Source organism: Streptomyces sp. JNUCC 63, from assembly GCF_054366325.1.
In genome coordinates this window covers 3032893-3058477 of sequence record NZ_CM135963.1, presented here as the reverse complement: position 1 = coordinate 3058477, position 25585 = coordinate 3032893, and the positions used below count along the sequence as shown (strand labels likewise).

26 protein-coding genes, 1 pseudogene and 1 riboswitch are annotated in these 25585 nt (G+C 70.8%); of the genes and pseudogenes, 12 read left to right on the top strand and 15 right to left on the bottom strand.

Annotated features, from left to right (window positions below; genetic code table 11):
• Positions 1 to 98: 98 nt before the first annotated feature.
• Entirely contained in the window at positions 99 to 452 is a 354-nt protein-coding gene (locus ACX25U_RS13830; RefSeq protein WP_454392001.1) for a hypothetical protein, read from the top strand.
• A gap of 7 nt (positions 453 to 459) precedes the next feature.
• The gene (locus ACX25U_RS13825; RefSeq protein ID WP_454391999.1) at positions 460 to 1647 is read left to right on the top strand and encodes a glutathionylspermidine synthase family protein; all 1188 of its coding nucleotides are present in this window, start codon (positions 460 to 462) and stop codon (positions 1645 to 1647) included.
• Between the two features lie 9 nt (positions 1648 to 1656).
• Here ACX25U_RS13825 and rocD read toward each other — a convergent pair whose 3' ends face one another.
• The gene (gene rocD, locus ACX25U_RS13820) at positions 1657 to 2862 is read right to left on the bottom strand and encodes an ornithine--oxo-acid transaminase (RefSeq protein ID WP_454391997.1); all 1206 of its coding nucleotides are present in this window, start codon (positions 2860 to 2862) and stop codon (positions 1657 to 1659) included.
• A gap of 117 nt (positions 2863 to 2979) precedes the next feature.
• Positions 2980 to 3069: riboswitch (ZMP/ZTP riboswitch) on the top strand.
• Between the two features lie 31 nt (positions 3070 to 3100).
• Here rocD and ACX25U_RS13815 point away from each other — a divergent pair.
• A complete protein-coding gene (locus ACX25U_RS13815) occupies positions 3101 to 4555 on the top strand; it encodes a glycine hydroxymethyltransferase (protein ID WP_454391995.1) in 1455 nt (484 codons plus the stop codon).
• Between the two features lie 14 nt (positions 4556 to 4569).
• Here the strand turns inward: ACX25U_RS13815 and ACX25U_RS13810 are convergent, their stop codons facing one another.
• From ACX25U_RS13810 to ACX25U_RS13795, 4 genes are all read right to left on the bottom strand, one after another.
• Positions 4570 to 5262 (bottom strand): hypothetical protein, encoded by a 693-nt coding sequence (locus tag ACX25U_RS13810; protein WP_454391993.1) that lies wholly within the window; start codon positions 5260 to 5262, stop codon positions 4570 to 4572.
• A gap of 29 nt (positions 5263 to 5291) precedes the next feature.
• Entirely contained in the window at positions 5292 to 5951 is a 660-nt protein-coding gene (locus ACX25U_RS13805; protein WP_454394263.1) for a hypothetical protein, read from the bottom strand.
• Positions 5952 to 6104: 153 nt separating this feature from the next.
• Positions 6105 to 7004, bottom strand: a complete 900-nt coding sequence (locus ACX25U_RS13800; RefSeq protein ID WP_454391991.1) for a hypothetical protein — start codon at positions 7002 to 7004, stop codon at positions 6105 to 6107.
• The gene (locus ACX25U_RS13795) at positions 6997 to 7608 is read right to left on the bottom strand and encodes an RNA polymerase sigma factor (RefSeq protein WP_454391989.1); all 612 of its coding nucleotides are present in this window, start codon (positions 7606 to 7608) and stop codon (positions 6997 to 6999) included. The genes ACX25U_RS13800 and ACX25U_RS13795 overlap by 8 nt, the downstream gene beginning before the upstream one ends.
• A gap of 116 nt (positions 7609 to 7724) precedes the next feature.
• Here ACX25U_RS13795 and trpS point away from each other — a divergent pair, with 116 nt between their 5' ends.
• Both trpS and ACX25U_RS13785 read left to right on the top strand, forming a co-directional pair.
• Entirely contained in the window at positions 7725 to 8738 is a 1014-nt protein-coding gene (gene trpS, locus ACX25U_RS13790) for a tryptophan--tRNA ligase (RefSeq protein ID WP_454391987.1), read from the top strand.
• Between the two features lie 162 nt (positions 8739 to 8900).
• On the top strand, positions 8901 to 9482 hold the full coding sequence (locus ACX25U_RS13785; RefSeq protein ID WP_454391985.1) for a 2'-5' RNA ligase family protein: 582 nt from the start codon (positions 8901 to 8903) through the stop codon (positions 9480 to 9482).
• Between the two features lie 25 nt (positions 9483 to 9507).
• Here the strand turns inward: ACX25U_RS13785 and ACX25U_RS13780 are convergent, their stop codons facing one another.
• Positions 9508 to 10272 carry a decaprenylphospho-beta-D-erythro-pentofuranosid-2-ulose 2-reductase gene (locus ACX25U_RS13780; protein WP_454391983.1) on the bottom strand — a complete coding sequence of 255 codons (765 nt, stop codon included), beginning with the start codon at positions 10270 to 10272 and terminating at the stop codon, positions 9508 to 9510.
• A gap of 86 nt (positions 10273 to 10358) precedes the next feature.
• Here ACX25U_RS13780 and ACX25U_RS13775 point away from each other — a divergent pair, with 86 nt between their 5' ends.
• On the top strand, positions 10359 to 11315 hold the full coding sequence (locus ACX25U_RS13775) for a YihY/virulence factor BrkB family protein (RefSeq protein ID WP_454391982.1): 957 nt from the start codon (positions 10359 to 10361) through the stop codon (positions 11313 to 11315).
• Here the strand turns inward: ACX25U_RS13775 and ACX25U_RS13770 are convergent.
• On the bottom strand, positions 11263 to 12540 hold the full coding sequence (locus tag ACX25U_RS13770) for a D-alanyl-D-alanine carboxypeptidase family protein (protein ID WP_454391980.1): 1278 nt from the start codon (positions 12538 to 12540) through the stop codon (positions 11263 to 11265). The genes ACX25U_RS13775 and ACX25U_RS13770 overlap by 53 nt on opposite strands.
• A gap of 91 nt (positions 12541 to 12631) precedes the next feature.
• Between ACX25U_RS13770 and ACX25U_RS13765 the strand changes: the two genes are divergently transcribed.
• From ACX25U_RS13765 to ACX25U_RS13755, 3 genes are all read left to right on the top strand, one after another.
• Positions 12632 to 12871 carry an SCO4848 family membrane protein gene (locus ACX25U_RS13765; protein ID WP_111004586.1) on the top strand — a complete coding sequence of 80 codons (240 nt, stop codon included), beginning with the start codon at positions 12632 to 12634 and terminating at the stop codon, positions 12869 to 12871.
• A gap of 35 nt (positions 12872 to 12906) precedes the next feature.
• Positions 12907 to 14292 carry a metallophosphoesterase gene (locus ACX25U_RS13760; RefSeq protein WP_454391978.1) on the top strand — a complete coding sequence of 462 codons (1386 nt, stop codon included), beginning with the start codon at positions 12907 to 12909 and terminating at the stop codon, positions 14290 to 14292.
• A 170-nt stretch (positions 14293 to 14462) separates the two neighbouring features.
• Positions 14463 to 16019 carry an ABC transporter substrate-binding protein gene (locus tag ACX25U_RS13755; RefSeq protein ID WP_454391976.1) on the top strand — a complete coding sequence of 519 codons (1557 nt, stop codon included), beginning with the start codon at positions 14463 to 14465 and terminating at the stop codon, positions 16017 to 16019.
• Between the two features lie 25 nt (positions 16020 to 16044).
• Here ACX25U_RS13755 and ACX25U_RS13750 read toward each other — a convergent pair whose 3' ends face one another.
• The 3 genes from ACX25U_RS13750 to ACX25U_RS13740 all read right to left on the bottom strand — a co-directional run bounded on the left by ACX25U_RS13750 (position 16045) and on the right by ACX25U_RS13740 (position 17993).
• Complete coding sequence (locus ACX25U_RS13750) at positions 16045 to 16662, bottom strand: Uma2 family endonuclease (RefSeq protein ID WP_454391974.1); 618 nt, start codon at positions 16660 to 16662, stop codon at positions 16045 to 16047.
• Between the two features lie 90 nt (positions 16663 to 16752).
• Positions 16753 to 17505 (bottom strand): TetR family transcriptional regulator, encoded by a 753-nt coding sequence (locus ACX25U_RS13745; RefSeq protein ID WP_454391972.1) that lies wholly within the window; start codon positions 17503 to 17505, stop codon positions 16753 to 16755.
• A gap of 77 nt (positions 17506 to 17582) precedes the next feature.
• A complete protein-coding gene (locus ACX25U_RS13740; RefSeq protein ID WP_454391971.1) occupies positions 17583 to 17993 on the bottom strand; it encodes a VOC family protein in 411 nt (136 codons plus the stop codon).
• Between the two features lie 153 nt (positions 17994 to 18146).
• Here ACX25U_RS13740 and ACX25U_RS13735 point away from each other — a divergent pair, with 153 nt between their 5' ends.
• Positions 18147 to 18554 carry a TM2 domain-containing protein gene (locus tag ACX25U_RS13735; RefSeq protein WP_454391969.1) on the top strand — a complete coding sequence of 136 codons (408 nt, stop codon included), beginning with the start codon at positions 18147 to 18149 and terminating at the stop codon, positions 18552 to 18554.
• Positions 18547 to 18972, top strand: coding sequence for a DUF2752 domain-containing protein (locus tag ACX25U_RS13730; RefSeq protein WP_454391967.1), 426 nt, complete (start codon positions 18547 to 18549; stop codon positions 18970 to 18972). Before ACX25U_RS13735 ends, ACX25U_RS13730 begins: the two co-directional genes overlap by 8 nt.
• A gap of 632 nt (positions 18973 to 19604) precedes the next feature.
• Here the strand turns inward: ACX25U_RS13730 and ACX25U_RS13725 are convergent.
• The 5 genes and pseudogenes from ACX25U_RS13725 to ACX25U_RS13705 form a co-directional block, all read right to left on the bottom strand.
• On the bottom strand, positions 19605 to 20369 hold the full coding sequence (locus ACX25U_RS13725; protein ID WP_454391965.1) for a succinate dehydrogenase iron-sulfur subunit: 765 nt from the start codon (positions 20367 to 20369) through the stop codon (positions 19605 to 19607).
• A complete protein-coding gene (sdhA, locus tag ACX25U_RS13720) occupies positions 20369 to 22123 on the bottom strand; it encodes a succinate dehydrogenase flavoprotein subunit (RefSeq protein WP_454391963.1) in 1755 nt (584 codons plus the stop codon). Before sdhA ends, ACX25U_RS13725 begins: the two co-directional genes overlap by 1 nt.
• A gap of 24 nt (positions 22124 to 22147) precedes the next feature.
• Complete coding sequence (locus ACX25U_RS13715) at positions 22148 to 22630, bottom strand: succinate dehydrogenase hydrophobic membrane anchor subunit (protein WP_454391961.1); 483 nt, start codon at positions 22628 to 22630, stop codon at positions 22148 to 22150.
• A 5-nt stretch (positions 22631 to 22635) separates the two neighbouring features.
• Positions 22636 to 23016 carry a succinate dehydrogenase, cytochrome b556 subunit gene (sdhC, locus tag ACX25U_RS13710; protein ID WP_454391959.1) on the bottom strand — a complete coding sequence of 127 codons (381 nt, stop codon included), beginning with the start codon at positions 23014 to 23016 and terminating at the stop codon, positions 22636 to 22638.
• A 308-nt stretch (positions 23017 to 23324) separates the two neighbouring features.
• A pseudogene (locus ACX25U_RS13705) lies at positions 23325 to 23777 on the bottom strand (2-oxo-4-hydroxy-4-carboxy-5-ureidoimidazoline decarboxylase); the annotation flags it as partial.
• 175 nt (positions 23778 to 23952) lie between these two features.
• On the opposite strand from ACX25U_RS13705, the gene ACX25U_RS13700 reads away from it, so the two are divergent.
• Positions 23953 to 25581, top strand: a complete 1629-nt coding sequence (locus ACX25U_RS13700; protein WP_454391957.1) for a beta-N-acetylhexosaminidase — start codon at positions 23953 to 23955, stop codon at positions 25579 to 25581.
• The last annotated feature ends 4 nt before the right edge of the window (positions 25582 to 25585 follow it).

Here is a 25585-nt window from a genome sequence, read left to right as displayed (position 1 = left end):
GTTCTCACCGATCTCTAGGCTGGCGGCCGACACCGCCGGCCAGGAGCCGTACGGACAACCAGCGGACAACGACCAGCAGACAACGGGGAGACACGGACATGGCGGACGCACGTCGGCAACTTCGCTCGGGCACGGTCGTACTCGGCGGCATGGGACTGCTCGCCGCGGTGCTCACCGCCTGCTCCTCCGATCCGGACAAGCGCTGTGTGGACCGCGACAGCTACATGTTCGGCAAGGGCTACAAGGTCGTCTCCGACAAGGACTGCAAGGCCGGCACCGTGTCCTCCAAGGGTGCCTGGTACTACGGCGGCAAGAAGAAGAGCGGCTGGGTCAACGGCGGCTCCTTCACCAAGCCCCGCAACAGCCCGGGTGGCTCGGGCGGTTCGGGCGGCGGCCACGGCGGTGTGGACCGCGGCGGCTTCGGCGGCGGCAGCGGCAAGTCCGGCGGCTGAGGCCGGCATGGAGCGCCGTACCCTCACGCCCCGCCCCGGCTGGCAGCAGGCCGTCGAGGCCCAGGGCCTCATCTATCCGCTCACCAGGTACCCCGACAACTCCTTCCGCCCGTACTGGGACGAGAGCGCCTGCTACGTCTTCACCCTCGACGAGGTGGAGGCGCTGGAGGAGACCGTCGAGGAACTGCACCGCATGTGCCTCGCCGCGGCGGACCACATCGTCACCGCCGGCCGCTTCGCCGACCTCGGCATCACCGACCCGCGCGTAGCCCACGCCGTCGCCGAGTCCTGGCACCGCCGTGCCGAACTCCCCTCCCTCTACGGCCGCTTCGACCTCCGCTACGACGGCACCGGCCCGGCCAAGCTCCTGGAGTACAACGCCGACACACCCACCTCCCTGGTCGAGGCCGCCTCCCCCCAGTGGTTCTGGATGGAGGAGCGCTTCCCCGGCGCCGACCAGTGGAACTCCCTGCACGAACGCCTCGTCGCCGCCTGGCGGAAGCAGGCCCCGCTGCTGCCGCCCGGCAGTCCCCTGCACTTCGCGCACACCAGCGACGACGAAACCGGCGAGGACCTGATGACGGTCGCCTATCTGAAGGAGACCGCCGAACAGGCCGGCCTCGACACCGACTGGACATCCATGGAGGAGATCGGCTGGGACCCGCTCTCCGAACGCTTCGTCGACAACGGACTGCGGTTCATCCGCAGCATCTTCAAGCTCTACCCGTGGGAGTGGCTGACCACCGACCGCTTCGCCGACCACGTCCTGGACACCCTCGACAACGGCGGCGGCACCGGCTCCACCCTGTGGATCGAGCCCGCCTGGAAGATGCTGCTGAGCAACAAGGCCCTGCTCGCCGTCCTCTGGGAGCTGTACCCCGGCCACCCGAACCTCCTCCCCGCCCACCTGGACGGCCCCCGCGACCTGGCGGCCACCACCGGCTACGTCGCCAAACCCCTGCTCGGCCGGGAGGGCGCCGGAGTGACGATCCGCCGGCCCGGCAGCGGCGGCCCTCCCGCCGGCGACGAGCCCTGCTGCTACCAGGCCCTCGCCCCGCTGCCCGCCTTCGACGGCAACCACGTCGTCCTCGGTGCCTGGGTCGTCGGGGATGAGGCGGCCGGCCTCGGCATCCGCGAGTCGGCCGGCCTGGTCACGGACGGGTACGCCCGCTTCCTGCCCCACGTGATCCTCTAGAGACGGCTCCTACGCGCTCAGCACCGCCCGCAGTTGCTCCAGCCCCCAGTCCAGGTCCTCCTCGCCGATCACCAGCGGCGGGGCGATCCGGATGGTCGAACCGTGGGTGTCCTTCACCAGGACACCCCGGTCCATCAGCTTCTCCGAGACCTCCCGGCCGGTCCCGAGCGCCGGGTCCACGTCCACGCCCGCCCACAGCCCCCGCCCGCGCACCGCCCGCACCCGCCCCGCTCCGGCCAGCTGCCCCAGCTCGCGGTGCAGACGCTCGCCCAGCTCCGCGGCCCGCGCCTGGAACTCGCCCGTGCGCAGCATCGCGATCACCTCCAGCGCCACCGCGCACGCCAGCGGATTACCGCCGAACGTCGACCCGTGCTCGCCCGGCCGGAACACCCCGAGCACCTCCCGCGAGGACACCACCGCCGACACCGGCAGGATCCCGCCGCCCAGCGCCTTCCCCAGGACGTACATGTCCGGGACGACCCCCTCGTGCTCGCACGCGAAGGTACGGCCCGTCCGCCCCAGCCCCGACTGGACCTCGTCGGCGACGAACAGCACGTTCCGCTCCCGGGTCAGCTCCCGCACCGCCGGCAGATAACCGGCCGGCGGCACCAGCACCCCCGCCTCGCCCTGGATCGGCTCGAGCAACACGGCGACCGTGTTCTCCGTCAGCGCCGACCGCATCGCCGTCAGGTCCCCGTACGGCACGATCTGGAAGCCCGGCGTGTACGGCCCGAAGTCCGCCCTCGACTGCGGGTCGGTGGAGAAGCTGATGATCGTCGTCGTACGGCCGTGGAAGTTGTTGCCCGCGACCACGATCTTCGCCATCTCCGCGGGCACGCCCTTGACCTTGTAACCCCACTTGCGGGCCGTCTTCACGGCCGTCTCCACCGCCTCCGCGCCCGTGTTCATCGGCAGCACCGTCTCCATGCCGCACAGCGTCGCCAACTGCTCGCAGAACGCGCCGAACCGGTCGTGGTGGAAGGCCCGCGAGGTCAGCGTCACCCGCTCCATCTGCGCCCTGGCAGCCTCGAGCAGCCGCCGGTTGCCGTGCCCGAAGTTCAGCGCCGAGTAACCGGCCAGCAGATCGAGATACCGGCGGCCCTCCACGTCCGTCATCCAGGCGCCGTCCGCGGCGGCGATCACCACGGGCAGCGGGTCGTAGGTGTGCGCGCTGTGGGCGTCGGCGGTGGCGATGAGGTCTTCCGTAGCGGTCACGGCGGCTCCCGAGGACGACGAGGGGCGCCCCCCGGCGAAAGGGAGGCCGTCCTCCTTCCTATCCCCGCTCGCATGGTGGACGCGGGAACTGCGCCGTTCGGCGCGCCCGGTAGGCTGACCGCGGGCCGTGACTGGCGCGCTGGGATGGGACCGACCATCGGGGAGCGGCCCGAGCGGGAAAGAGTGCCGTGCGCCTGGGCCGTACCGTGAACGCCGAACGCCACGTCCGGAGGTCCTGATGCCCGAGAACTCTGCGCCCCTGTCCCACGAGTCCATCGCCTTCCGCGCCGCCCTCGACGTGATCCGCGCCGTCGAGCCGCGCGTGGCCGACGCCATCGGCCAGGAGGTCGCCGACCAGCGCGAGATGCTCAAGCTGATCGCCTCCGAGAACTACGCCTCCCCGGCCACCCTGCTGGCCATGGGCAACTGGTTCAGCGACAAGTACGCCGAGGGCACCGTCGGCCGCCGCTTCTACGCCGGTTGCCGCAACGTCGACACCGTCGAGTCACTGGCCGCCGAGCACGCCCGCGAACTCTTCGGTGCCCGCCACGCCTACGTCCAGCCGCACTCCGGCATCGACGCCAACCTCGTCGCCTTCTGGGCCGTCCTCGCCCAGCGTGTGGAGGCCCCCGCTCTGGAGAAGGCCGGCGTCCGCCAGGTCAACGACCTCTCCGAGGCCGACTGGGCCGAACTGCGCCAGGCCTTCGGCAACCAGCGCATGCTCGGCATGTCCCTGGACGCCGGTGGCCACCTCACCCACGGCTTCCGCCCGAACATCTCAGGAAAGATGTTCGACCAGCGTTCCTACGGCACCGACCCGGCCACCGGCCTCCTCGACTACGAGGCCCTGCGCGCCTCCGCCCGGGAGTTCAAGCCGCTGATCATCGTCGCCGGCTACTCCGCCTACCCGCGCCTGGTGAACTTCCGGATCATGCGCGAGATCGCCGACGAAGTCGGTGCCACGCTCATGGTCGACATGGCCCACTTCGCGGGCCTGGTCGCCGGCAAGGTCCTCACCGGCGACTTCGACCCGGTCCCGCACGCCCAGATCGTCACGACCACCACCCACAAGTCCCTGCGCGGACCGCGCGGCGGCATGGTCCTGTGCGACGACTCCCTCAAGGACCAGGTCGACCGCGGCTGCCCGATGGTCCTCGGCGGCCCCCTCCCGCACGTCATGGCCGCCAAGGCGGTCGCCCTGGCCGAGGCCCGGCAGCCCTCCTTCCAGGACTACGCCCAGCGGATCGTCGACAACTCCCGTGCCCTGGCCGAGGGCCTGACGCGCCGCGGCGCCACCCTGGTGACCGGCGGCACCGACAACCACCTCAACCTGATCGACGTCGCCTCCTCCTACGGCCTCACCGGCCGCCAGGCCGAGGCCGCCCTGCTGGAGTCCGGCATCGTCACCAACCGCAACGCGATCCCGGCCGACCCCAACGGCGCCTGGTACACCTCCGGCGTCCGCATCGGCACGCCCGCGCTGACCACCCGCGGTCTGGGCACCGCCGAGATGGACGAGGTCGCCGGCCTCATCGACCGCGTCCTGACGGCCGCCGAGCCCGGCACCACCAAGTCGGGCGCCCGGTCCAAGGCCGCCCACGTCCTCGACCCGAAGGTCGCCGACGAGATCTCCCGCCGCGCGACCGACCTGCTGGCCGGCTTCCCGCTGTACCCGGAGATCGACCTGGGCTGACGCACCCCCCGGGGTCAAAGGTCGATCAGCTCCTGTCGTGGTTCCTCCCGCGGCGGTCCGGCACCACGCCGGGCCGCCGCGCGGCGTATCAGCAGCGTGCCGCCGATCCCGACGGCCAGCCCGCCGGCCGCCCACCACAAGGGATCACCCCTCCCGCCCCGAGCCCCGCCGGACGACGTACTGTCCTCGCCCCCCAGAAGCCCCGCGTGGTCCAGCCGCTCGTACAGGTCCCGTGGCGCCCGGTGCCAGTGGATGTCGTCGTCCTCCACATCCGGCGCCGGGTCCGACCGCACCCACGGCGTGCCGTCCCCCGCCACGATCAACTGGTCCTGTCTCTCCACGGCCACATCCCCTCCCGGCGGCCTGCTCGTCATCGGCCATCCCCCGACCCCGGTCAGCCCCCACACCACGGTCACCCGCACCGCCGGATACCGCCCCTCCGCCCAGGCCGCCGGTACCGGCTCCGTCCCCGTGTACGAAGGCCGCAGCAGCTCCTGGAGCCGGGCGAAGTCGCGATCCCCCGAGTGCAACGCTCTCGTCCGCCCCGAGCCGCCCGCGACGACCAGCGCCACATCGGGCGCGCGCGGCGCAATGTCCCCGTCCGCGGCCGTCGCGACCGCCGACCCTGCGCACAGCAGCATCACCGCCACCGACACCGGCGGCACGGAGACCAGCCAGGCCGCCGCACGCCCACCACGCAGTGCCATCCGACCGCTCCCCCTCCCGCTCACACGTCTTACACGTCCCGCAATTCCTGCCTGGGCCCCGGGTCCCGCTCACGCCGCAGGCGGTCGAGCGGCAGCCTCAATGCCAGGGGCCGCAGCGTCAGCGCCAGCACCGCCCCCGCCGCCGCGCCCGGTATCGCCCACCACCAGTCGGTCCCGCCGCCGTCGGCCGTCCCTGCGCTCACCCGGATCGTCTCCGTATCGGCGGCGCCGGGCGTGGCGGTGTCGGATTGCCAGGGCGCCGGGAAGATGCCGGTGTACCCCTCGCCCGCGACCTTGCCCATGACGCCCAGCTTCCCGAACAGGGCACGCAACCGGGCGGGCTGCTCGGCGCGGTGCCAGTAGCCGTTCACGGACTCGGGCATGTTCGCCGCCGTGTGGATCCAGACGGCGTCGGTGCCGGTCACCGGGAATACCCGGTCGAGTCGCCACGGCGATATGTCGTGCGCCATCCAGGTCACGTTGACCTGCCGGGCGTGGACCAGGTCGGCCTCGGGAGGCTTGTCCCGGCTGCCCGTGCCCGCCGGTCCCAGAAGCCGCTCCAGCTGCCCGTACTCCTTCTGGGAGAAGTACAGCGCGGTGGCCTCACCGCTCTGCGGCGAGGTCACGAGCACGCTCGTCGGCCCGCCGGCCGCCGCGGAGGACGCGCCCCACACCGTCAGCGCGAGCACAACCGTCAACGCGCCCACGCAGGCCGTCAGTTCACGAACTCTCCACCTGCCCATCCGAAACCCCCAACCGGACGATCCCGTGCGGCCCGCCCACAGGCCGCGTGTCACTTCTGGTACACCGCCCGGCCCGCCGGGGTTCCCGTCCCGCGTGCATTATTTCGAAGGCCGCCCGGGCGCCTTGGTACCCAGCACACCCGACCGCGCGATCCGCACCGCCTGCGCCTTCGACGCCACTCCCTCCAGCCGGAGCGTCACATCGCCGCCGCTGGTCCCCCGCGTCCACAACAGCGTCGGACCGGCCGTCCGCTTGCTGCGCGTGAACCGGTGGCCGTCGGCGTCCATCAGCCAGAAGGTGAGCAGATGGGGCCTCGGGAACCACAGGGCGGAGTTCGGGATGCCGCCGGCCGAGGCCGTCGTGTCCAGCTGTATCCACTCCGGTGATTCCCGCACGCTCTTGGCGAAGCTGAGGTCCAACCGCTCCGGGTACTCGTCGAGCCGTACGGTCCGCCCCTGCTCGTGCCAGCACAGGGTCACAAGGAACCGCCCTTCCGGAGCATCGGTCACCGTCACCGCGTCCGGCACGCCGAGCGCATCCGGCACCAGGGGTTCGAAACCGGCCTGCAGCCGGGCCTGCGCCAGGGACAGCGACCGGCCGCAGTCGGGGACCCGCGCACCCGGCGAGGGCACCGCCGACGGGTCGTAGCGCACCTCGACACCCGCGAAGTCGAACCAGTCGAGGACCGCCGCCCGCACCGGGGGAGTGAGCGCGAGCACCGTGAGCAGACCGCAAAGGGCCGCCGTCAGCGAGCGCCACCGCGTCCGCGTCCAGTGCCGCACCGCCCGCAGCCGCTCACCGGCACCCGCCGGCTCGGCCACCGGCACCGGCACCTGATCGGCCAGTATCTGCCGCAGCACCCGCTCGACCATCGTCTCCGGTCCCGCAGCAGAACCCGCGGAATCCGGCGAACCCGCGGAACCGGGCGCGTCCAGCGCCCGCCCCAGCGCCCGCAACTCCTCTCGCAGCCGAGAGGCATCCTCCGGCTCCTCACGCACGCTCCTCACCCCCTTCCCGCCCTTTCCGAGGCTGGAAATCCGGCAGCAGACGGCTCAGCTTGCGCAGGGCACGGTTGAGCCGGGACTTCACGGTCCCGCGAGGCCAGCCCAGGGCCTGGGCGGTCTCCGACTCGTCCATCTCCAGCAGATAGCGGTAGGTGACGACCAGGCGGTGCTCCTCGCCCAGCTGCTCCAGGGCGGCCAGCAGGGCGGCGCGGCGCTCGATCCGCAGCGTCGCCACCGCCGGGTCCGCCGACTCCGGTATCAACGGCTCGGCCTCCACGAAGGCGGCCTCCCGGCCGACGAGCGTGCGCTGCCGCGCCGCCGTGCGCACTGTGTTCCTGGTCTCATTGGCGACGATGGACAGCAGCCACGGCTTGAAGGCCGAGCCGTCCCTGAACCGGCCCAGGGCGCAGTACGCCTTGACGAAGGCCTGCTGCACCACGTCCTCCGCGTCCACTCCCGCTCCGAGCGCCGCGGCCGCCCTGAGCGCGATGCCCGTATGGGCCCGCACCAGCTCCGCGTACGCCTCCGGCTCCCCGGCGCGTACACGAGCGATCACCGCGGCCTCGTCGACGATGCGGCCCCCCTCCCGCGTTCTCACACCCTTGTTACACCGCGCGGGCCGGTTCGGTTCCCACCTGTTCCCGACCAGTTCCGGATCGGGGAGGATCCAGCACCCGAGAGGGGGAGGATCCAGTACCTGAGAGAATGGTGGACATGGCCTCTGATCGACCCCGTGTGCTCTCCGGAATCCAGCCCACCGCAGGCTCCTTCCACCTAGGCAACTACCTCGGCGCCGTCCGCCAGTGGGTGGCCCTGCAGGAGTCCCACGACGCGTTCTACATGCTCGCCGACCTGCACGCGATCACGGTCACGCAGGATCCGGCGGAGCTGCGCGCCAACACCCGGGTGGCCGCCGCCCAGCTGCTGGCAGCCGGACTGGACCCGGACCGCTGCACGCTGTTCGTCCAGAGCCATGTCCCCGAGCACGCCGAGCTGGCCTGGGTCATGAACTGCCTCACCGGCTTCGGCGAGGCGGGCCGCATGACCCAGTTCAAGGACAAGTCCGCCAAGCAGGGCGCCGACCGCACCTCCGTCGGCCTGTTCACGTACCCGATCCTCCAGGTCGCCGACATCCTGCTCTACCAGGCCAACCAGGTTCCGGTCGGCGAGGACCAGCGTCAGCACATCGAGCTCACCCGCGACCTCGCCGAGCGCTTCAACGGCCGCTTCGGCGAGACCTTCACCGTCCCGGACGCGTACATCCTGAAGGAGACGGCGAAGATCTACGACCTGCAGGACCCGACGATCAAGATGAGCAAGTCGGCGTCCACGCCGAAGGGCCTCGTCAACCTGCTCGACGACCCGAAGACCACCGCGAAGAAGGTCAAGAGCGCGGTCACCGACACCGACACCGTCATCCGCTACGACCCGGAGACCAAGGCCGGCGTCAGCAACCTCCTGACGATCTACTCGACCCTGACGGGCACGGGCATCGCCGAGCTGGAGGAGAAGTACGCCGGCAAGGGCTACGGCGCGCTCAAGACGGACCTCGCCGAGGTCATGACCGAGTTCGTGACGCCGTTCCGGGAGCAGACCCAGCAGTACCTGGACGACCCGGAGACGCTGGACTCGATCCTGGCCAAGGGCGCGGAGAAGGCGCGCACGGTCGCCGCGGAGACCCTCGCCCGGGCGTACGACAAGGTGGGTTTCCTGCCCGCCAAGCGCTGAGGCGCACCACCGCACACACGCGGCACCGGGCGGAGCGCTGCACATCACATGGCTGCGCCTGCCCACAACACGGCCGCAGACGTACAGTCGAAGCCGGACGGCAGTGACGAAACGGCTGAGAACCAAACAGACGACGCTTCCGACACGACGACAGGAGACGACGTGGGGACCGTAACGATCGGCGTGTCGATCGCGGTCCCGGAGCCCCACGGCAGCCTGCTCCAGCAGCGGCGCGCGGGCTTCGGCGACGCCGCGGCTCACGGAATCCCCACGCACGTCACCCTGCTGCCGCCGACGGAGGTCGACGACGCCGAGCTGCCAGCCGTCGAGGCCCATCTGACGGAGGTGGCCGCGGCCGGACATCCGTTCACCATGCGGCTGTCGGGCACGGACACCTTCCGGCCGCTGTCGCCGGTGGTGTTCGTACGCGTCGTCGAGGGCGCCGAGGCGTGCACATGGCTGCAGAAGCAGGTCCGTGACGCCTCCGGACCCGTGGCGCGTGAACTCCAGTTCCCCTACCACCCGCATGTGACGGTGGCGCACGGCATCGACGACGCGGCCATGGACCGCGCCTTCGAGGAACTCGCCGGGTACGAGGCCGAGTGGCCGTGCACCGGATTCGCCCTGCACGAGCAGGGCCCCGACGGAGTCTGGCGCAAACTGCGCGAGTTCGGCTTCGGCGGCTGCACGACGGTGCCCCCGCAGGCGGGCCCGGTGGACCGCGGCACACTGCCCACTCGCTAGCGGCAGCAGCAGGGAACGGCGGGGGCTACAGCGGCAGCCGCCGGAACACCGCGCGCGGCAGATGCCGCAGTACGGACGTCACCAGCCGGAGCACACCGGGCACCCACACCGTCTCCGAGCGCCGTCTGAGGCCCAGTTCGACGGCGGTGGCCACCTCCTCCGGGGTGACGGCGAAGGGTTCGGCCTCCCGTCCGGCGGTCGCCCTGGACCGTACGAAGCCGGGGCGTACGACCATGACGTGCACGCCCGTGCCGTACAGCGCGTCGCCCAGGCCCTGGGCGAAGGTGTCCAGACCGGCCTTGCTGGAGCCGTAGATGAAGTCCGCGCGGCGGGCGCGTTCACCGGCCGCCGCCGAGAGCACCACCAGCGAGCCGTGTCCCTGGTTCTGCAGCGACCGGGCGGTGATGAGTCCCGCGGACACCGCCCCGGTGTAGTTGGTCCGGGCGACCCGGACCGCGTTGAGGGGTTCGCGTTCGTCGTACGCCTGGTCGCCGAGGACGCCGAAGGCCAGCAGCACCATGTCGATGCCGCCCTCGGCGAAGACCTTGCCGAGGGCGGTCTCGTGGGACTCGGGGTCGAGCGCGTCGAAGGGGACGGTGCGCACGTCGGCGCCCAGGGCGCGCAGGTGTGCGGCGGCCTCCTCCAGGGCCGGTGACGGGCGGCCCGCCAGCCACACCGTGCGGGTGCGGCGGGCGATCAGGCGGCGTGCGGTGGCCAGGGCGATCTCGGACGTGCCGCCGAGGACGAGCAGGGACTGCGGGAGACGGGTCGGACCGGGGGCAGCTCTCACGGCAGAGGACTGTATCGTCCGGTTGTGCGCGGTTTGCCGCAGAAACGCGGTGTTGGCGCGGTCGCCGAGCGGGCACAGTCCGAATCATGGACTGGCTGAAGAGGCTCCCTGTCGTCGGGCCGTGGGCGGCGCGCCTGATGGGCACGCACGCGTGGCGGTCGTACGAGCGTCTGGACCGGGTGAAGTGGACACGGCTGGCCGCCGCCATGACGTTCATCAGCTTCATCGCCCTGTTCCCGCTGCTGACGGTGGGTGCCGCGATCGGCGCGGCCACGCTCAACGGTGAGCAGCAGCACACGCTCCAGAGCAAGATCGCCCAGCAGTTCCCGGGCCTCGGCAACCAGCTGGACATCGGCGCCCTGGTACAGAACGCCGGTACCGTCGGGATCATCGCCGGCGCCGCCCTGCTGCTGACCGGCGTCAACTGGGTCGCCCAGATGCGGGACTGCCTGCGCGCGGTGTGGGAGCTGGCCGACCCGGAGGAGAACCCGCTGCTGAGCAAGGTGAAGGACGCGGGCGTTCTGGTGGGTCTCGGCGGCGCGTTGCTCGTCACGCTCGCCGTGTCCACCGTCGCCTCGGCCGCCGTCGGCTGGACCGCCCGGCAGATCGGGCTGGACGAACACGGCTGGGGCAGCGTGGTGTTGCGGGTCGTCGCGTTCGTGGTCGCCGTACTGGCCGACTTCCTGGTGCTGTTGTACGTCCTCACCCTGCTGCCCGGCGTCGAACCGCCGCGCCGCCGGCTGCTCGTCGCCGCACTGCTCGGCGCGGTCGGCTTCGAACTGCTGAAGCTGCTGCTGAGCGGCTACATCCAGGGGGTGGCGGCGAAGAGCATGTACGGCGCCTTCGGGGTTCCCGTCGCCCTGCTGCTGTGGATCAACTTCACCTCCAAGCTGGTCCTGTACTGCGCCGCCTGGACGGCGACGGGCGGCAGGGAGGACGAAACCGGCGGCCGGAACGGCGTGGACGGCGACGGCGGCAAGGGAGTCCGGCTCAGGGGCGGCTCCGGCGTCGCATCAGGTCCGGCAGGGGCCAGCGGCGGTTGACCAGGAACGCCCCGGCGGCGAGCAGCACCAGGACGCCGCCCGTGACACCGAGGGCGGTACCGGCGCCGCCGGCGCCGTTCTTGACGGAGGCGCTCGCCACGGACTTGGACGGCGATCCGCCGCCGCCCGCCTGGCCGGCCGAGGGCGTGGCGCCCGGCTGCCCCTTCGCGCCGACCGCGCTCTTCGGCGGCACCAGTTCGCCCACCGGCCGTACCTTGCCCGCGGCGGCGAAGCCCCAGTCGAACAGCCTGGCGGTCTCCTTGTAGACCTCGTTGTGCTCCTTCTTCTCCGGGTTCATCACCGTCACGAGCAGCACCCGGCCGTCGCGTTCGGCCACGCCGGTGAAGGTGGCGCCCGCGTTGGTGGTGTTGCCGTTCTTCACACCCGCGATGCCCTGGTAGACGGAGAGGTCGTAGTCGCCGCTCAGCAGCCGGTTGGTGTTCTGGATCTCGAAGGAACCGCGGGTTGTCTTGCCCTTCTTGTCCTTCTTCGTCTCGCCGGGGAACGGGGCCCGTACGGTCGAGCAGTACTCGCGGAAGTCCTTCTTCTGCAGCCCGGAACGGGCGAACAGGGTCAGGTCGTACGCCGAGGAGACCTGGCCCTTGGCGTCGTAGCCGTCCGGGCTCTCCACGTGCGTGTCGAGGGCCTGCAGCTCCTGCGCGTGCGCGTTCATGTCCTCGACGGTCCGCTCGACGCCGTCGTTCATCGCGGACAGGACGTGCACGGCGTCGTTGCCCGAGCGCAGGAAGACGCCCAGCCACAGGTCGTGGACCGTGTACGTCTCGTTCTCCTTGATGCCGACCAGGCTGGAGCCGGCGCCCACGCCGGCCAGGTCGGCCGGGTCGACCTTGTACGTCTGCGTCCTGGGGAACTTCGGCAGGACGGTGTCGGCGAACAGCATCTTCAGCGTGCTGGCCGGGGGCAGCCGCCAGTGCGCGTTGTGCGCGGCGAGGACCTCGCCGGACTCGGCGTCGGCCACGATCCAGGAGCGGGCGGTGATGTCCTTGGGCAGCACGGGCGCGCCGTTCGCCAGGTCGACCTGCGTGCCCGGCCGGCCCAGGCGGGCGCCGCCCACGGTGGACATCTGCGCCGGGGGAGTGGCCGACGGGCTCGTCCTCGGGGTGACCGGCGCGGCGAGGGCGGCGGGCGCGGTCAGGGAAACGGACAACAGGGCGGCGGAAGCGACCAGCAGGCGGCGCCTGGCGGTCTTCTGGGGTGCGGGCACGGTCGGAAACGTACCTGGCACCGGCAGTGACGTTCCGCCCGGCCTCCCACCCCGGGCGCGGAGCCCGGCGTCCGGCAGCGATACTGAAGGTATGAAGCTCAGCCGCCCCGTCTCCTGGTTCCTGCTCGCCTTCGGGGTGTGGAGCTGGGTCATCTGGGTCACTTTCGTCAAGAATCTCGTCAAGGACAGCAGCGGGCTCGCGTTCGACGAAGGGCATCCGACGGCGTACTTCTGGGTGCATCTGACGCTCGCCGTCGTCTCCTTCGTATTGGGGACGGTCATCGGGGCCATCGGGTTGCGCGGAGTGCGCGCACTGCGTCGGACGTCATAGCGTCTCCGACACCCCGACCGGAAGGTACGTACGGCATGGTGGTCGTCTTCGTGCTCGTGGCGCTGCTCGCCCTGGCCATCCTGGTGGCGGCCAACTGGTACCTGTGGCGGCGCCTGTTCCGCGACACGACCCGCGGCCCCGGTCCGGTACGGCGCGTCGGCGCCGCCCTGATCGTCGGCGGCTGGCTGTCGGCGATCGCGGCCTTCGCCGGCGCACGCGCCGGCGCCCCCTTCTGGCTCCAGCGCACCCTGGCCTGGCCCGGCTACCTCTGGCTGGCCCTGTCGCTCTACCTCCTCCTGGCCACCCTGGCCACCGAACCCCTGCGGCCGGTCCTCCACCGTCTGCTCACCCGCCCGGCGACACGGGACTCCGAGCCGGGACACGACGGGCGGACGGACGTGGCCCACGAGCCGGCGCCTGCCCGCGAGGCGGCGCTCGGCGGTCCGTCGGCGGCCGGTTCCGGGCCTGCCGGGGCGGAGTTCGAGCACGCGCCGGCGCGCGACGTCCGGGCGGGGCTCGGCAGCTGTTCCGTCGCTGAGGCGCAGGCCGTTTCCGGGGAGGTGTCCCCAGCCGGGGGAGAGACGGTGGTTCGCGTTCCCACCCGGCGGCTGTTCGTGTCCCGGATGGTGGCCGGGACCGCAGCGGCGGCCGCGGTGGGGACCGTCGGGTACGGGACGTACGGCGTGCTGCGGGGGCCGCGGGTGAAGAGGGTCACCGTGGCGCTGGCGAAGTTGCCGCGGGCCGCACACGGTTTCCGGATCGCCGTGGTCAGTGACATTCACCTGGGGCCCATCCTGGGGCGCGGCTTCGCGCAGAAGGTCGTCGACACGATCAACGCGACCCAGCCCGACCTCATCGCGGTCGTCGGGGATCTGGTGGACGGCGACGTCAAGGACCTCGGGCCGGCGGCGGCGCCGCTGGCGGGACTCCGGGCGCGGCACGGGGCGTACTTCGTCACGGGCAACCACGAATACTTCTCCGGTGCCGAGCAGTGGGTCGAGGAGGTACGGCGCCTCGGCCTGCTCCCCCTGGAGAACGCGCGCACCGAGCTGCCCGGCTTCGACCTGGCCGGCGTCAACGACGTGCAGGGCGAGCGAGAGGGACAGGGCCCCGACTACGAGCGGGCCCTGGGCGACCGGGACCCCGCACGCGCGTGCGTGCTGCTCGCCCACCAGCCGGTGCAGATCCACGAGGCCGTCCGGCACGGCGTGGACCTCCAGCTGTCCGGCCACACCCACGGCGGCCAGCTCTGGCCCGGCAACCTCCTCGCGGCCGCCGCCAACCCGACCGTCGCGGGCCTGGAGCGCTACGGCGACACCCAGTTGTACGTCACCCGCGGCGCCGGCGCCTGGGGCCCGCCCACGCGTGTGGGTGCCCCCTCCGACATCACCGTCGTCGAACTCGCCTCCCGGCGGGCCTGAGCACCGGTTGGGAACGTCTTGTGAAGCAAACGCGAAACACGTCTTCGTAACTTCTCTTCCTTGTCTCCACACCCGGCTTCCCCGCGCCGAGAGGCGTGTGATTAGGTGTCGGCGCCACTGAGGGACGTGGCACATGCAAAGGGCCCGTGAAGGGTCTGGGGAGGCTGCCGATGCGATCGGTTCGCATACGGATACTCACGACGCTGCTCGTACTGGCCGTCGTGGGCGTCGGAGGCCGGCAGTTGCTGCCGTCGCAGGGGGACAAGAACAAGGCGATCACCGTCGGCACGACGGACGCCGTCACGTCGCTCGACCCGGCCGGCGCCTACGACGCCGGCTCCTGGGCGCTGTTCGGCAACGTGTTCCAGTCCCTGCTGACCTTCCAGCCGGGCGGCACCTCCCCGGTGCCGGACGCGGCCGGCAGCTGCGGCTTCGTCGGCAGCGGGCTGCGCACCTACCGCTGCGAACTGCGCGACGGCATCACGTTCCCGAGCGGACGCACGATGACCGCCGAGGACGTGAAGTTCTCCTTCGACCGCGTCAAGAAGATCAACTCCGATGTCGGCCCGGCCTCCCTGTTCTCCACCCTCGGCTCGGTGCAGGCCGCCGGTTCGATCGTCACCTTCCACCTGTCGTCGCCGGACGCCACGTTCCCCTTGAAGGTGGCCACGGGAGCCGGCTCCATCGTCGACCACACCCGCTACTCCAAGGACGCGCTGCGCACCGGCACTCAGGCCGACGGCACCGGACCGTACCGGCTGAAGGGTTACGCCAAGGACAGGAGCGCGGAGCTGGAGCCGAACGGCTCCTACAAGGGCGCCGTCGGCGGTACCGGACGACCCGTCGAGCTGCGCTACTACTCCAGCGCGGGCGAGCTCGACCGGGCCTGGCAGGACAAGCAGATCGACGTCGCCACCCGCACCCTGTCCCCGAAGGTCCTCGCCGGACTCAACCCGAGCGACCCCGGACACCGTGTGTCGGTGTCCGACAGCTCCGAGACCCGCAACCTCTACCTCAACACGCGTGCCTCCTCCGCGCTGCACGACGTCCACGTCCGGCGGGCCATGGCCTGGCTGATCAACCGTGAGCATCTGGCCGGTGCCGTGTACGACGGCACCGTCGACGCGCTGTACTCGCTGATCCCGACGGGCATCACGGGCCACACCACGTCGTTCTTCGACGCCTACCCGGAGCAGAACGTCAAGCGGGCACGCGCGCTGCTGACCGAGGCCGGCGTGTCGATCCCGGTGCGCTTCGCCTACGGCTACGGCGAGGGGCGCGGCGCCGCCGCCGAGGAGGCCGCCGAACTCAAGCGGCAACTGGAGGCGAGCGGCCTGTTCGAGGTCGACGTCAAGGGCTACGAGTGGACCGACTTCCAGAAGCGCTGGGCGGGCGGCAAGCTCGACGCCTACGCGGTCGGCTGGGTCGCCGACTACCCGGACCCGGACACCTTCGGCTCCCCGCTCGTCGGCACCGGCAGCACCATGAACACCGGCTACAGCAACAAGGCCGTCGACGACCTCATCCGGGGCAGCCAGGAGCACGCCGACCGCGGCCGGGTCGTCGCGGACTTCCGCACCCTGCAGGCGGAGATCGCCGCCGACGTACCGCTCATCCCGCTGTGGCAGCGCAAGGAGTACGTCGTCAGCAGCAAGGACGTCGGCGGCAGCCAGTACCTGACGGACGGCACCGGCGCTTTCCGGCTGTGGAAGCTCGACTGGATCTGACCGGCGACCGCCGGAGGCGGACGGGTCAACCAGCCTTCTTCTGTCCGGCCTTGAGGATCTCGGCCACGTCGAGGGTGACCTTGGCGCCGAGGGAGTCGGGGAGGGTGACGAGTTCGCCGGGGGCGTGGGGGCGGTGGTACTCGTACTTGCCCTCGACCGGATCCGCCAGGACGTGAAGACGCTGATGTTTGCGGTCGACGATGACGTAGACGGGGACTTTCGCCTCGGCGTAGGCGGCGGCCTTGGTCTTCAGGTCGTCCTTCCAGTTGCTGGAGGTGACTTCCAGGACGAGACGGAAGCAGACCGGGTCGTGCGCGTTGTTCTCGACGAAGTGCTCGTCGATGTCGGCGTCCACCACGACGAGGTCGGGGATGGCGTAGTCCTCGGCGCCGGCGGGCAGCCAGATCCCGACGTTCTGGAGGACCTCGGTTTCGCCGTCGTCGAGTCCTGCGGCGATGAAGGGGCGCATCAGTTTCGTCAGGGCGCGGGCGTGGGGGACATCCGGTGATGGGGTCACGAGGAGGTGGCCCCCGATGATCTCGACGCGGTAGCCCGGATGGCGCTCCATGATCTCGTCGGCGATGGCCGTGAGCGAGAACGGCCGGTCGTCGTCGAAGGGCTGCTCGACGGATGCGGCGGACATCGCGTGCCTCCTAGGGGCTGGTGTCGAGAGCATCATCGTAGGCAGGCAGGATCCCGGGTGTCCTGCTCCGGCCGGTTCACCCGAAAGTGATCACTCGGCCGCAGTGCGCCGCCCCCTGCCCGCCGGATCCGGCATCGCCTTCGTCATCCCCGGCAGGAAGTCCGTGAACAGCTCGTGCACCTCCTGCACCAGCGGCCGCAGCACCCGGAAGCGGGCCAGGGTCACGCCCCGCGCGGTGAGCCGTGCCCCGCGCCCGGCCAGCCGGTAGCTGCGCTCGCGGTCCTCCGTGCGGTCGAACACCCAGTACAGGACGAGTCCCATCTGGGCGAGCCACATCAGCTCGGGCAGCACCTCCCGCAGCTCCGCCGGGACCTTGGTCCTCGCGCCGTACAGCACCTCCTTGTGGATGCCGATGGCCTCCACGCGCGCGTGCTCCGACTCGGGGGAGAAGGGGCTGAGCGGGCTGTCGGGGTCGGCGGCGTTCTTGAAGAACTGCACCGCGAACTCGTGGTACGGCGCGGCGATGTCCAGCCATGTCTTCAGCACGCCCGCCAGCCGTGCCTCCAGGTCGGTCTCCCGGTCCAGGACCTCCCGGACCGCCGCCCGGTGCTCGGCGGCGATCCGGTCGTAGAAGCCCTGGATCAGGTGTTCCTTGCCCTCGAAGTAGTAGTAGGCGTTGCCGACGGAGACCCCGGCCTCCTTGGCGATGGCCCGCATGGTCGTCCTGTCGTAGCCACGTTCCTGGAACAGCCGCATGGCCGTCTGAAGGATCCGGGCACGGGTCTGCTCGGACTTTCCGGCGGGCACGCCCTCACCAGGGCCGTCGTTGTTCTTCACGGGCACGGAGAGAGCCTAGCCAGTGGTACGGGCGCCGCCGCAGCGGCCGAGGGCGGTGTGCGGGCCGGCCGGGACGGGTTCCGTCAGGGCCTGCGTCCGAGCTCCGGCCGCTTGCTGTAGTCGGTGAACCCCAGGACGTTGCCCCACGGGTCGGCGATCTCGACGGTCCAGCCGGTCGCCACCGCGGACGGCTCGTCGAGCAGCGCGATCCCGGCCGCCGTCAGCTCCCGCGCCGCGGCCCGCGCGTCCGACACCTCCAGCCACACCCGGGACGAGGGCCACGGCGGCGGCCGGTGTCCGAACGTCTCCTCCGCGCGCAGCAGGATCCCCGGCGCCTCGCCCCCCACCTTCAGCCCCGCGATTCCCGCCTCGTCCAGCCGGAACGCCACCGCGAACCCGGCCCGCTCGTAGAAACCGACGGCCTCGCCGAGATCCCCCACGGGCAGCAGCACGTTGTCGAACCCGAGCAGCTCGTACGACTCGTCATCTGACATGCCATCAGATTAGGTGTCGCAGGCGCGCGGTGGGGGAGGCCGAGCGCGGCCGGGCCGCCCGCTCACTCGTTGGGGCGGACCCCGATGTTTCCCTCCGGCCGTACTTCCTGCACTATGACCGTCAGTTCGTCCCTGCCGAAGAGTGGAGCAACCGTGTCCGAGCAGTCGCAACAGCCGCCCAAGGCCCCGGGATACGGCTACCCCAACCAGCCGCCCGGCGCGTACCCGCCGCCTCCGGGTGCCTACCCGCCGCCCCCCGGCGCGTACCCGCCGCCCCCCGGCGCCTATCCGCCCCCCGGGATGATGGCGGACCCCAACGCTCCGTACGGCTACGATCCCTACGGCCGTCCCTACTCCGACAAGTCGAAGATCGTCGCCGGTGTCCTCCAGCTCACCCTGGGCGGCCTCGGCATCGGCCGCTTCTACATCGGCCACGTCGGGCTCGGCCTCGCCCAGCTCTTCACCTGCGGCGGGTTCGGCATCTGGGCCCTGATCGACGGCATCATGCTGCTGACGGGCAACGACACCACCGACTCGCAGGGCCGGATCCTGCGTGGCTGACGCGGCGGCCGGCGCGGTCCGCCGCCGGCAGCTGCGTCAGTTGCTGCGGCACCCGGCGGCGGCCCCGCTCGCAGTGCTCTGCGCGGGCGCCGCGGGCGCCGCCTATCTCTACGTCACCGACCCGCACGAGCCCGCCCACCTCCTGCCCCGGTGTCCCTTCCGGTACGTCATCGGGCTGCTCTGCCCGGCCTGCGGCGGCACGCGCATGGTGTACGACCTGATGCACGGTCACTTCGCCCAGGCCTGGCTGGACAACAGGATGCTCCTGCTCGCCTCTCCGTTCGCACTGGCGCTGCTCGGCAAGTGGGCGGTGGAGGGCCTGCGCGGACACCGCTGGCACCCCCGGCTCAGCTCCCGGGCACAGGCGCTGGTGCTCCTGGTGGCCGTGGCGTGGACCGTCGTCCGCAACGTCGTCTAGAGCCGCCCTCGGGAGAAGTCCGCGATGCGGGCATACGGACACCGGCGACGAAAGGCCGCCGGTGTGGCCGGATTTCATCACGAACGGGAATGGTCGACCACCACCCCTCCCACACCGCCCCTTTGGATCCTCATGCTTCCAGCGCGCAGGGGGACGGCCGTATCCGGTCAGTGCGCGGTGGATCGCGCGCGGATGTCGCGTGATCGGGCAGTCGGGCCTCCTGGGCCCCGGAGGATCCCACTCCGGTCGTTCCGGTCGTTCCGGTCGCTCCGGTCGTTCCGGTCGCTCCGGTCACTGCCGGGAGCACCTTCCATCGCTCTCCTGGCGAGGGAGCCACCGGCTTCAACCGGTGGGGAACCGCTTCCTGCATGTGCGGCAGTTCCTGCCCGTCCCGCAAGGGATCGGTTCGGGCTGGACCGCAACCCCTGGGTTGGAGGCCCCCCTCCTGCGGATGGGGAGCGGAGTCACGACCGTCCCCACCCCTGACGCGCCCTACGGCTACGTCCCGCAGAGCCGCTCGTACTCCGACAAGTCGAAGGGGGTTGCGAGACACGTCAGGCGGCCGGCCGGTGACACGCCGAGGGCCCCGTTCCGGACGGAACGGGGCCCTCGGCGTCGTATGCGGCGCGGTGTCAGAAGCGGCGCGTGATCAGCGCCCGCTTCACCTCCGCGATCGCCTTGGTCACCTCGATGCCGCGGGGGCAGGCGTCGGTGCAGTTGAAGGTGGTACGGCAGCGCCAGACGCCGTCCTTGTCGTTGAGGATCTCCAGGCGCTGCTCGCCGGCCTCGTCACGGCTGTCGAAGATGAACCGGTGGGCGTTGACGATGGCCGCCGGACCGAAGTACTGGCCGTCGTTCCAGAACACCGGGCAGGACGAGGTGCAGGCCGCGCACAGGATGCACTTCGTGGTGTCGTCGAACAGGGCCCGGTCCTCCGGGGACTGCAGGCGCTCACGCGTGGGCTCGTTCGTCTCCTTCGTGATGAGGAAGGGCATGACGTCCCGGTACGCCTGGAAGAACGGCTCCATGTCCACGATCAGGTCCTTCAGGACCGTAAGACCCTTGATGGGCTCGACCGTGATCGGCTTCTCGGGGTTGATGTCCTTGATCAGCGTCTTGCAGGCCAGACGGTTCTTGCCGTTGATCCGCATGGCGTCCGAGCCGCAGATGCCGTGCGCGCAGGAGCGGCGGAAGGTCAGCGTGCCGTCGAGGTCCCACTTGATCTTGTGCAGACCGTCGAGGACACGCTCCTTGGGGTCGATCTCCAGCTGGAAGTCTTCCCAGGTCGCCTCGCCCGAGACCTCCGGGTTGAAGCGGCGGACGCGGAAGGTGACCGTGATGTACGGGGACGCGGCCTGGCCCTCCGCCTCGGCCTTGTCCAGAACGGGGGTTGCCATCAGTACTTACGCTCCATCGGCTGGTAGCGGGTCTGCACGACCGGCTTGTAGTCGAGACGGACGGTTTCGGACCCGTCGGCGCCGACCTCGCGGTACGCCATGGTGTGGCGCATGAAGTTGACGTCGTCGCGGTTGGGGTAGTCCTCGCGGTAGTGACCGCCGCGGGACTCCTTGCGGGCCAGGGCGGAGATCGCCATGACCTCGGCCAGCTCCAGCAGGTTGCCCAGCTCGATGGCCTCCAGCAGGTCCGTGTTGAACCGCTTGCCCTTGTCCTGGATCGCCACGTTCTTGTAGCGCTCCCGGAGCTCGGCGATCTTCTCGACGGCCGTCTTGATCGTCTGCTCGGTGCGGAACACCATGACGTTGGCGTCCATGGTCTCCTGCAGCTCACTGCGGAGCTCGGCCACCCGCTCGTTGCCGGTGGAGGTCCGCAGCCGCTCGATCTGCTCGACGACGAAGGACTCCGGGTTCTCCGGCAGCTCGACGAAGTCCACCTTGTGCGCGTACTCCGCCGCCGCGATGCCCGCCCGCTTGCCGAACACGTTGATGTCCAGCAACGAGTTGGTGCCCAGACGGTTGGCTCCGTGCACGGACACACAGGCGACCTCGCCGGCCGCGTACAGGCCCGGCACGACCGTGGTGTTGTCCGCGAGCACCTCGCCCTGGACGTTGGTCGGGATGCCGCCCATCGCGTAGTGCGCGGTCGGCTGGATCGGGATCGGGTCCGTGTACGGCTCGATGCCCAGGTAGGTCCGCGCGAACTCGGTGATGTCCGGCAGCTTGGCGTCCAGCTGCTCCGGCGGCAGGTGGGTCAGGTCCAGGTAGACGTGGTCGCCCTCGGGACCGCAGCCGCGGCCCTCGCGGATCTCCGTGTAGATCGAGCGGGAGACGACGTCACGGGAGGCCAGGTCCTTCATGACGGGGGCGTACTTCTCCATGAAGCGCTCGCCGTCCTTGTTGCGCAGGATGCCGCCCTCACCGCGGGCGCCCTCGGTGAGCAGGATGCCCATGCGCCAGATGCCGGTCGGGTGGAACTGGAAGAACTCCATGTCCTCCAGCGGCAGTCCGCGCCGGTAGACGGCCGCCTGGCCGTCACCGGTCAGGGTGTGCGCGTTGGACGTCACGCGGAAGAACTTGCCGCAGCCGCCGGAGGCGTAGATCACGGACTTCGCCTGGAAGACGTGGATCTCGCCGGTGGCCAGCTCGTACGCCACGACACCGGCCGACTTCTTGACGCCGTCGACCTCGGTCATCAGCTGGTCCAGGACGTAGAACTCGTTGAAGAACTCCACGCCCTCCTTGACGCAGTTCTGGTACAGCGTCTGGAGGATCATGTGACCGGTGCGGTCGGCCGCGTAGCAGGAGCGGCGGACCGGGGCCTCGCCGTGGTTGCGCGAGTGGCCGCCGAAGCGGCGCTGGTCGATGGTGCCGTTCGGGGTGCGGTTGAACGGCAGGCCCATCTTCTCCAGGTCGAGGACGGAGTCGATGGCCTCCTTCGCCAGGATCTCGGCGGCGTCCTGGTCGACCAGGTAGTCACCGCCCTTGACCGTGTCGAAGGTGTGCCACTCCCAGTTGTCCTCCTCCACGTTGGCCAGCGCGGCGGCCATGCCGCCCTGAGCGGCGCCCGTGTGGGAGCGGGTGGGGTAGAGCTTGGTCAGGACGGCGGTGCGGCTGCGCTTCGTCGATTCGATGGCGGCACGCATACCGGCGCCACCGGCGCCGACGATGACGGTGTCGTACTTGTGGATCTTCATCAGGAAATACCTCGGTCCCGGGGCCTAGCGGATGTTCGGGTCGAAGGTGAAGATCACCAGCGTGCCCAACAGGATGGTCCACACCGTGGCGGTGTACAGCAGGCCCTTCAGCCACAGGCGCGTGTTCGCGCGCTCCGCGTAGTCGTTGATGACCGTGCGCAGGCCGTTGCAGCCGTGCAGCATCGCCAGCCACAGCATGAGCAGGTCCCAGACCTGCCACCAGGGGGAGGCCCAGCGGCCCGCCACGAAGGCGAAGCCGATCTTGGAGACGCCGCCGTCCAGGACGAGCTGGATCAGCAGGTGGCCGATGACGAGGACGACCAGGACGATGCCGGACAGCCGCATGAACAGCCAGCCGTACATCTCGAAGTTGCCCCGGGTCGACCGCGGGGTCTTCTTGGTCCGCTGGCGCGGGGCCTCGATGAAGGGGGCGGGGTTGTCGACGCTGTAGCCGGAGCCGCCCTCGACGGGGCCGACGCCGGAAGCGGTGGTTTCAGAAGTGGACATGTGCGTCAGCTCCCGAACAATACTCGTGCGGCGTGGCCGAGGACGGGGTAGATCGCCCCGATCATCAGCACGACCCAGATGCCGACCACGGTCCACAGCATCTGCTTCTGATAGCGGGCGCCCTTGGCCCAGAAGTCGACGGCGATCACGCGCAGGCCGTTGAGCGCGTGGAAGAGGATCGCGGCGACCAGGCCGTACTCGAGTACGGCGACGATCGGCGACTTGTACGTGGCCACGACAGTGTCGTAGGCCTCGGGAGACACGCGGACGAGCGCGGTGTCCAGCACGTGAACGAACAGGAAGAAGAAGATGAGGACGCCGGTGACTCGGTGAGCCACCCAGGACCACATTCCTTCCCTGCCGCGGTACAGCGTTCCAGCCGGCACGGAAGAACCCTCCGGGAGCGGGGACTAGGGCCGCGCCGGCTTCACTGTCGGTCGGGCCCGGCCGGGTACGGTCCACCGGCCCCCAGCATCGTAACCAGCCGTTGCGGCGAGGCTTACAGGGGGGCCTGCCCGTGTGATCGAACTTGCACTCAAAGGTGCACGGACGGGTTAGCGGGGGCGGCTACTGGGGTGGTTTGTTCGGTTGTCTGCCGACTGCGGCTGTGTTGTGACTGGTCGCTCCCCCAAGTCCTCGGCTTCGCTCGAACAGGGGGGACCCCCATCGCGGCGGAGCCGCTGATCGATACGGCCCCGCGCCCCTTCAGGAGGTTCCTCAGCCGTCCTCTCGCAAGGTGCCGGAGTTCCTCTGCCGCCACGATCCGCTCCTCCTCCGGATCGTTCGTCAATCGTGACCGGATGGCTGCCAGTACCCGGTCCAAGGTCTCGGCCGGCGCGGTGCCGTCCAGGCAGATGGCGAAGCTGTGGCCGAATCGGGCCTCGTAGGCGGCGTAGGCGGCACTCAGGGCCATGGAGGCGGCCGCGTAGATGCCCTCGGGGAGCGGGGGCAGAGGCTCCGCCGCCAGCGCCTCTGCCAGGTCCGACGGGCGCAGGTCGTACGCCGCCTCGTCCGCCGCGGCCAGGAGGGACGGCAGGTCCGGGTAGGGGCGGTGAGCGGTGAGACGCTGGGCCCAGCGGGGGCTGTGCAGGCAGGTCAGGAGGGTGTGGTGGGCCACGGGGGCGGGGGCGGTGTTGAAGTGCTCCAGGTTCTGCGCGGGCAGCGTGGGTCCTCGGTCGGCAGGGGATGCTGTGAGAGATGCGCCGTTACGTTATCGGGTGTGCTCATGACGTGTCCGGTGGGCGCCTGATTTTCACCCGAACGGGAGAGTTTGGGGACTTCTGGTGGACACATTCGGCGCCCATGGGCCGTACGTTGGCGGGGTGAGCAAGCACAGGCACCGGGCTTCGGGCCGGAAGGTGCGGCACCGGCAGGCAGTGGCCGGCGGCGCGTTCGCCGTGACGGTCGGACTGGGCGCCGCGCTCGGCGTGTGGGCCTCCGGCGGCCACGGGTCCCCGGCGGGCTCCGGGCAGCGCGCGTCGGGCGCGCCCGCCGCCGCCCCCTCCGCGAGCCCCAGTCCCACCCGCAGCCACCCCCTGTCCCAGGCGCCGCGGACCATCCCCGCCGTGCGCTCCCACACCCCGGCCCGCGGCCCCGGCTGGCGCCCGGCGCACGGCGGCCGGGTCGTGGTGGGCAACGCCTCCCTGGCCGACGAGGGGAAGCTGATAGCGAGCGAGCTCGGTCTGACGTACGCCGGGCAGAAAAGCGACGTGCGCTCCGGGGACGTACGGCTGACGCTCGGCGGAGGCGGGAACCCGGAGTCGTACACCATGACCGTGCGCGACGGCCGGGTGACCATCAGCGGGCCGGCCGACGCGGGGGTCTTCTACGGCACCCGCACCCTGAAGCAGGAGGTGCACGGCGGCGGTACGGCGCCCGAGGGCGTCGTGAACGACATGCCGGCCAAGCCGCGGCGCGGCTTCATGCTGGACATCGCCCGCAAGCCGTTCACGGCCGGCTGGATAGAGGACCGGGTACGCGAGCTGGGCGACCTGAAGTTCAACGAGCTGGGCCTGCACTTCTCCGACGACCAGGGCTTCCGCATACAGTCCGACACGCACCCGGAGATCGTCTCCAGGAACCACCTCAGCAAGGCGCAGGTCAAGCAGATCGTCGCCCTCGCCGCCAGCCGGCACATCACCGTCGTGCCCGAGATCGACTCGCCCGGCCATCTGGGAGCGGTGATCGCCGCCCACCCCGACCTGCAGCTGCGCAACGCGCGGGGTGTGGCGACGCGGGGCGCGATCGACATCTCCAAGGAGCGGTCCGCCCGGATCGTCGACGACCTGCTGAACGAGTACGCGGGCCTCTTCCCCGGCAGCCAGTGGCACCTCGGCGGCGACGAGTACCAGGCGCTGACCGCGCGCAACCCCGAGGCGTCCTACCCGCAGCTGGCGGCCGCCGCGAAGAAGGCCTACGGCCCCGGCGGCACCGTGGCCGACCTGGCGACGGGCTGGCTGAACGACCGCGCCGCCACCGTCCGCAAGCACGACCGCACCCCGCGCGCGTGGAACGACGGCTTTTTCCGGAACACCTCCGTACAGCCCGCGAAGGACATCGTGGTCGCCTACTGGACCGGCAAGGAGACAGGCGCCCGCCAACCCGCCGAGTACCTGGCCGCCGGCCGCAAGGTGCTCAACTACAACGACGAGTTCCTGTACTACGTCCTCGGCCAGCCGCAGACCTTCGTCTACCCGACCGGACAGCGGATCTACGAACAGTGGACCCCGCGCGTGCTGCGCGGCACCCAGGCGGTACCCGCACGGTACGACGCGCAGATACTGGGCGGCTCGTTCGCCGTGTGGTCCGACCTCGCGAACTCCCAGACCCAGGACCAGGTGGCGGCCGGCATCCGTATGCCGCTGCGGGCGACGATCCAGAAGCTGTGGGACCCCGGCAGGCCGGCGATGTCCTGGGCGGAGTTCAAGGCGCTGGCGGCCAGGCTGGGCTGACCGA